The following is a 1,003-nucleotide window of genomic DNA, read 5'->3' as shown; positions in this document are numbered from 1 at the left end:
TGCCCAGTCTCATCCAGACCCACGAGCAACGTAGAGCTGCTCAGGACGGTGTTCCCCTCGTCATGCTCTAAGACGATTTCGTTCTGATCGTGAGTCATGTCCTCGTCAGCCTAACGAGAGAGCTCAACGGCGCCCAGCGCCGTCGAAGGAACGCGAGCAGCGTATCACGCGACCGAGCAGCCCGAAAGCCCGACCACGACGCGAGCGATCCCGGCGCTGCTGGCGGCCGTTGCAGCGCCTGGTTCGGCCGCGAACAATTGGCGAGGCACTGTTCACCAGGAACGGCTACGCGATGGTGACGAGGCGCGCCCGATCGCACAGGGGATAGCCCGCAACGAATTCCGCGATCAGTCCGTTCATCTCGTCCTTCGAGTACCCGTACAGGTAGAGGGCTGTTTCCGTTGGACCCTGCCAATGCCCCTGAATCTCGCCGCGATCGCCAAGCAGCTCGTTGATTCTGTCGTAGACGAGACTTGCGTCGCACTCCTGATACACGTTGTCGGGAAGATCCGTGCCGTTTAGGTAGAGCCCGAGACCTTCGAGAAAACCGAAAGGCAACTTCCGAGGGGCGCCAGACTCGTCGTACTGAAGCTCGGAGCCCCTGGGCGCACCGCACTGCGCGAGGAATTCCGCCACGAACGGCATCCCGGTATCAGGATCGGATAGTTCGATATCGACGCCGCAGTACTCGATTTCTCCTGTGCGCGACTGCATCGTCCCCCCGCCAGAGACCTCGCCGAAGCCCTTGTCTGCGAGCGCCTCTATCAGCGGGTCCTCGTAGCGCTCCCCTCGATCAAGCGGAGCCACCCGAGCGTTAATCTGCGCGTAGACGAACATCACCGTACCTGTGCGAGAGCGGCCGAACGATCTCACATCAGCGGCGAGCGTAGCGAGACCGTTGCATGTAGGTGTTAGGCGGAACTCGCACGACGCTTGCGCCCTACTGAACCTCCATAGACCATTCGGAGGAATCACCAACTTCGAAGCCAGACGTAAAGACGCG

1 protein-coding gene is annotated in these 1,003 nt (G+C 61.1%); it reads right to left on the bottom strand.

Annotated elements, in window-relative coordinates:
- Nucleotides 1-285 precede the first annotated feature (285 nt).
- Nucleotides 286-837: a hypothetical protein gene (locus GY725_21470; protein MCP4006758.1), complete on the bottom strand. Its 552-nt coding sequence runs from the start codon at nucleotides 835-837 to the stop codon at nucleotides 286-288.
- Nucleotides 838-1,003 lie beyond the last annotated feature (166 nt).

Source organism: bacterium, from assembly GCA_024226335.1.
In the GTDB taxonomy this organism is placed as follows: domain Bacteria; phylum Myxococcota_A; class UBA9160; order SZUA-336; family SZUA-336; genus JAAELY01.
This window is presented reverse-complemented; position numbering and strand designations above follow the sequence as displayed.

What these genes read in the sequence shown, in the direction of transcription:
- GY725_21470 (MCP4006758.1), bottom strand. Translation starts at nt 837, where the DNA reads ATGTTCGTCTACGCGCAGATTAACGCTCGGGTGGCTCCGCTTGATCGA.